4 protein-coding genes and 2 pseudogenes are annotated in these 5,563 nt (G+C 54.8%); 2 read left to right on the top strand and 4 right to left on the bottom strand.

The genetic code is table 11. The features are described 5' to 3' along the window. Together tnpB and F624_RS0131625 are read right to left on the bottom strand one after the other, a co-directional pair. Positions 1–197, bottom strand: a 197-nt coding sequence (tnpB, locus tag F624_RS0131630; RefSeq protein WP_019578367.1) for an IS66 family insertion sequence element accessory protein TnpB, incomplete at its 3' end; no start/stop codon positions are given. Then, positions 194–604: a transposase gene (locus tag F624_RS0131625; RefSeq protein ID WP_019578366.1), complete on the bottom strand. Its 411-nt coding sequence runs from the start codon at positions 602–604 to the stop codon at positions 194–196. The genes F624_RS0131625 and tnpB, both read right to left, overlap by 4 nt. A gap of 333 nt (positions 605–937) precedes the next feature. On the opposite strand from F624_RS0131625, the pseudogene F624_RS0131620 reads away from it, so the two are divergent. After that, positions 938–1,135 (top strand): annotated as a pseudogene (locus F624_RS0131620) (DDE-type integrase/transposase/recombinase); the annotation flags it as partial. A gap of 612 nt (positions 1,136–1,747) precedes the next feature. Here F624_RS0131620 and F624_RS0131615 read toward each other — a convergent pair. Then, positions 1,748–1,984 (bottom strand): metal-sensing transcriptional repressor, encoded by a 237-nt coding sequence (locus tag F624_RS0131615; RefSeq protein WP_019578364.1) that lies wholly within the window; start codon positions 1,982–1,984, stop codon positions 1,748–1,750. Between the two features lie 309 nt (positions 1,985–2,293). Between F624_RS0131615 and F624_RS0131610 the strand changes: the two genes are divergently transcribed. Then, positions 2,294–3,706, top strand: coding sequence for a carbohydrate porin (locus F624_RS0131610; protein ID WP_245573783.1), 1,413 nt, complete (start codon positions 2,294–2,296; stop codon positions 3,704–3,706). 869 nt (positions 3,707–4,575) lie between these two features. On the opposite strand, the pseudogene F624_RS0131605 reads toward F624_RS0131610, so the two are convergent. Continuing rightward, positions 4,576–5,469 (bottom strand): annotated as a pseudogene (locus tag F624_RS0131605) (IS5 family transposase); the annotation flags it as partial. Positions 5,470–5,563: the final 94 nt, after the last annotated feature.

Below are 5,563 nucleotides of genomic sequence, written 5' to 3'. Positions count from 1 at the left end.
CGGCGCGCAGCCAGCCACAGGCCCAGGCCGTCGTGCACCAGCACCTTCATGCGGGTGGCGCGGGCGTTGGCAAACACATAGGCGTGGTGAGGCTGCGCTGAGCCAAAGACAGCCACCACCCGGGCCAAGGCGGTGTCGGGGCCAGCTCGCATGTCCATGGGGGCCACCGCCAGCCAAACCGCGTCGATGCGGATCACCGCAGCCAGTCCTGCAGCGCACCAAGGCACTGAGCGGCAGCTGCTACGGGCCAATACAGGGTGACGAGGTGATCGCCTCGGCGCAGTTCGATGCGGATGTCTGTGCTGGGGGTGAGCAGCGGCACGGAGACAAAGCCGGGCGTGGAGACAGGTGAGGCCACGGTTGGCGATACCGAAACCGTGGCCGCGGATTGAACGCGAGCCAATTGCACAGCCGCCTTGTGGGCCGGATCGCTCTCGGCCACCCAGCGGCGCACAAGGTTGGCGTTGAGGCTGTTGGCCAGGGCCACCGCGGCGGTTGAAACGCCGGGGGCTTTGCAGGCGGCAACGATGTCGGCCTTGAAGGAGTCGCTGTAGCGGCCGCGGCGCCGGCCGGGGGATGGGAGGTTGATTGCTGAAGAGTCCATGTGTCCACCAAAGGGAAGTGATTGGTGGACTGGATCCTCAGGCGGCGGCGCAGGGTTGGGTAGATGACTTGGCTGGGCGCTTACATCGGTTCTGACGTGTACACCACCATTAGTGCCCCGGGATCTGTGTCCAATGGAGCGATTGCCAACTTGGTGCTCTGCTTCGGCAACCAGGGGGCCGTGGCTGCCCAGGGGGTGACCTACCAGCTGACATTGCCGACCACGGTGACAGAGGTGAGCTGTGGTGGTACCACCTGCTCGTTCAACGCCACGACCGGGGTGCTGACCCTCACGGACTTGCCGACCACGCTGGTGCAGTTGGCTCGCTCGGTCAACGAGGTGTGGAGCATGGATTTTGTCAGCGACAGCTTGGCAGGTGGACGGCGCTTGAAGTATCTCACTGTGGCCGATGACTTCACCCACGAGAGCGTGGACATCGCTGTGGACTTCGGCATTTCAGGGCAGTACGTGACGCGGATGTTGGAGCGCGCTGCGCTGTTGCGCGGCTATCCGAAGGCAGTGCGCACGGACGGCTACCACGACGGTCCAAACATTCACATATCGGCACACCAGGCACGCTCACCAAGGTAACGATCAAAAAACGCAAGCTGGTTACGACCAAACAAATCGCAAGACGAACTTTGGAGGTTGTTCACTATGGGAGACAAATGTGCCAACAGGATGTTGCGAGCATGAAGCAACACTTAGAGCGGGTGTAGGGCTGGCTTATTCAGCATCGCTTCATGTCCCCATGAAAAGATACCTTGATCTGTTCGGGTTCACCTGAGGGCTGCACAGCACTAGGATGAAACGGACACAAAAAAGGAGTCTGCCGTGCTTTACAAACCGTGTCTGAAGTCTGCCCTGATAGTTGCCATCAGCTTGAGCGTCTCAGCAACTTTTGCGATGGGGGTGCGGGGCCACGGCAAGCTATGTCCGTACTACAAAAAGTCGCCGTATGAGTGCTCGATTCCGTCGCAAGACTCGAATGTTTCATCGTCTGAGAAGCCGGCCTCAGGGCAAGACAAGTAACTCACGATTGCGGCTGTCAGGCGCGAATCGCTCTGTTCTTTGCGTCATTGTCGACGCACAGATTGCGCAGTTGAGGCAGTCATTTAATCGTCTCAACGTCGACTACCAGTCTCACACGTACTTTGTGATTTCCTTGAATTCGCGCACGGCGTCCTCGGCAGCCACTGCTCCATCTTGAACCAAGTGCTCTAGGCAGTGATAGATGTGCTCATGTATCTGCGCCTTGCGCGCGTTGCCAATTGCCCGCTCGACCGCCTGAAGTTGCTGGGCCAGTTCCAAGCATCCCCGTCCATCCTCCATCATCGCGATGATGCTTTTAAAGTGCCCATGCGCACGATTGAGTCGCATGAGTATGTTTTGATAGTCTCTTCTATCGTGTTCCATACTTAGATGCGATCCGCCCTCAGGGGGATGTTTGACCAAGCGATTCTTCTCTGCTATATTATGTATTGCGGTGCTCAAGATTTTCAGCCATGGCATTTCAATTATTGTGCAAATGCCACGCCATATCTAAGTCACAACTTATAAGTAGTGTGTTTTGGTTGTGATAATCCTTCGCCGAAGTAAATATATTATTTAAATTTATTTGATTGATTTCATGGTGACGACGTTTGTAGTCTTTGAAGTCAATTGCAGATTTATGCAGGCTACAGAGGCTTGAAATTGTTATTAATTAATATATCCGGAAAAATTGGTTTGATGAAGCTTGTACTAATTCTGCTGGGTGTTTGCACATTCATATCTAACTCCGCCTTTGGCGCTGAAGATGAACTCGAAGAAACCCAGGCCAAGTTTCAAGCCACCTGGATATGGCAGAGGCACGGAAACTTTGCATCCAATCCACCGACCGGTCTTGATGCATCAAAATACTCGGGTGGCAATCCGATCTACAGCCTTCCAGGCGGTAGAGATATGACGTACACGAGCAGTTTCACGGGATATTTTGGATTCAGGCCGTGGGCTAATGGGGAGTTCTATTTCGATCCTGAAATTACGCAAGGTGTACCATTTGCGAATAGTCTCATTGGAATGGGCGGATTCTACAATGGTGAGATCACAAGAGCATCTGGATCTAATCCTACGCTATATCGTCAACGCATGTTTTTACGCCAAACCTGGAATCAAGGCGGCGGCACTGAAAAGATTGATTCAGATCTAAATTGGATGGCGGGCACCGTAGACAAAAATCGGTTTGTCCTGACAGCTGGCAACTTCTCCACGCTCGACGTTTTTGATAAAAACAAGTATGCGGGTGACCCACGCCGCCAGTTTATGAACTGGGGCAACATGACCTCAACAGCTTACGACTATGCTGCCGATGCCAGAGGCTGGGGCTGGGGAGCCACTGGTGAGTGGTATCGGGACGACTGGGTCATTCGCTTGGGTCGCATGACAGGCCCAGTCCGCCCCAATGAGCTACCAACAGATTTGAGGATATTCAAACATTATGGTGATCAACTCGAAATTGAGCATGATCACGATATAATGGGGCAGCCAGGTGCTGTGCGCATGATGCTCTGGAGAAATAAAGGGTATCTATCGAAATTTAGCGATGCAATCAATTATGGAAATAGCGTAAATTGGCAACCCGGCGCGAATGGGATGGAATACATATTGGATGTACGTAAAGGCGATAATGTGAAGTATGGTGCGGGCCTGAATTTCGAACAGGCACTCACCGATGACGCCGGCATCTACGGCCGAGCCATGTGGGCTGACGGCAAGACCGAGACCTTCGCTTTCGCAGAGGCTGACCGATCGTTGGCGTTTGGAGCCTCATTGAAGGGCACTTCGTGGGGACGAACGGATGACACGCTCGGTGTGTCATACATGCAGAACTTTTTATCCAAGAATCGTAGGGAGTATCTCTCCAAAGGAGGGATCTCCTACTTTATTGGAGATGGCTGGTTAAATTATCATCCTGAAAAAATTGTTGAAATATATTACAGCATGGCCGTCCGAAAGAATATTTGGATAACAGCCAATTTGCAGTATGTTAAAAACCCTGCCTATAACGCTGATCGTGGTCCATTCAGCATCGGATCAATCAGAGTGCACGCAGAGTTCTGATCTGTTGTTACAGGGGATCACAGGCTGTACAGGTTGCGCTCAATCGAGCCAGTGTTTGCCGCGAGGAATGAAGATTGGCTACTCAGTTCATGGCTGGAACTGGGTCTATTAAAGACTATCCAGCACCATTAAAAGGATGCGGCTCCCCACAACAATTCATCTACGCATGGAACTACAGACGAAGGAATCCAGCGAGAGTGCAGCAGAAATTGGCGCTTGACCATCTGCACGCGGCTCCCCTAGATTTCCGGTGCATGAGTGATGGACACTACGGAAAAATCTCAGTTCTCTGGAGTAGACGTTCAGCTTCCCTTCAGTTTTGTGTGTCAAAGTGTTGCTTGGGAGATTTTTTCCTTGCTGCACATACTCGTGGAAACCCGTCCTCGATACAACAATAAAGCGGCTAAGCCTGGCCTTTAGCTGAGGTGCCCTGTGCACGAAGACACCATACCGTCGCAACTTTTCCCTGAGGGCGATAGCCCCAAACCGAGAGCCAGATCCGAAAAGCCCAGAAAAGTTGGGGTGATAGGAATTTTGATCATCGCTATACTGATCGGCCTTGGAGGCATGACGCTTGCAAAGGTTATCCACAAGCTTTTGACGTTCGTATGACAGGAATCATGTCCATCTTTCTCAACTGACAGGTGTTTGACGGTGTCTGTAGCGCGAAGATGGCAGGGCGGTGGATTGAACCCGACCGAATGCTTAGTTCGGATGAACTGACGCAACCGTCATCAATTGACAACGCCTAGGCACAGATTGGGTCATTCATAGCTGCAGGTCTCCTACGAAGTCGGTGTTGAAAAATTCAACCCCAGCCTCGCCGATCCCATCGGAGTGCTCCGAGCAGGCCGACCGAGTCGCTGTGTTCAGCTCATCTGCCAGTGCGTGCGTTGATCGGCGTGGGTGGCTTGGACAAGGCCCGGGGCAGCCAGCGCGAACAGGCGCAAAAAAAGCAGCCACAAGGGCTTGATGCCCTTGGCCACAATGGCGCGCATCAGCCATTTGATGTTGAAGCCCACAGCAGCCAGTACCGCGTTGAGCGCGTCGCCCGTCTGGCCTTTGAGCCAACACCGTCGCATGCCGTGGTCGTCCTTGAGGTGCCCGATCACGGGCTCTATCGCCTGGCGACGTCGAAGCCAGCGCCGCTGCTGATTCGTCAGTGACTTGTAGCGCCCCCGGTGGATGATCGTCACCCCAGGGTTGTCGGCGTCCACGCCCCGGTAGCCCAAGTCGACTACTGCGGTGTGGGGCTTGACGCCCTGGTCTTGCAGCAAGATGGTGGTCTGCTCCAACTGAGCCGCGAGTGTGTGGCCGTCAAAGGGGTTACCCGCAAAGCTTCTGGCGCCCACCACCAGGCCGTGCTCGTGGGTGACGGCGATGCTGACCTTGCAGCCCCACTCGTAGGGCTGGCGAGCCTTGCCCTTGCCGATGCAGTCCACCTCTGGAGCGTGCAGGGCGAACACCTTGGTGTTGGCCTTGTCCTTGGGCTGCTGCTTGAAGATCCGCTCCACCAGGCTCAGCAAGGCTTTGAGCGGGGCCTGTGCCTGAGCGCTCAGAACGCCCATCTTGCGCTGCACTTCACGGATGAGCACGCCCAGCACGGTGCGTTGGCGTTTGACTACGCGGCGCAAGCGCTTGAACTGCTTGGCGTGGGCGTAGCCGCCGGCACGCCGGCGCAGTGCGGTGCACTCTTTGTCGTAGGTCTGCTTGAGGGCGACGCCACAGCACTGGGCCAGGCGCACGAGCTTCTTGCGCGCCACCGGTGCGTGTCAAGAAAGTTGTCGCCTAATTCATGCGCGCCGAGGCGCTTTATCCAGTGCTGATTCCGTCGTCTTGATAGGTTCTGAGTCCCGC

This window comes from Curvibacter lanceolatus ATCC 14669 (assembly GCF_000381265.1).
Taxonomy (GTDB): domain Bacteria; phylum Pseudomonadota; class Gammaproteobacteria; order Burkholderiales; family Burkholderiaceae_C; genus Curvibacter; species Curvibacter lanceolatus.
Note: the sequence above shows the minus strand (reverse complement) of the source record. Positions and strands in the feature narration are given on the sequence as shown.

Bases quoted from the DNA above. Each gene is read 5' to 3' on its own strand.
- F624_RS0131625 (WP_019578366.1), bottom strand. From the start codon at position 604: ATGGACTCTTCAGCAATCAACCTCCCATCCCCCGGCCGGCGCCGCGGC.
- F624_RS0131615 (WP_019578364.1), bottom strand. From the start codon at position 1,984: ATGCGACTCAATCGTGCGCATGGGCACTTTAAAAGCATCATCGCGATG.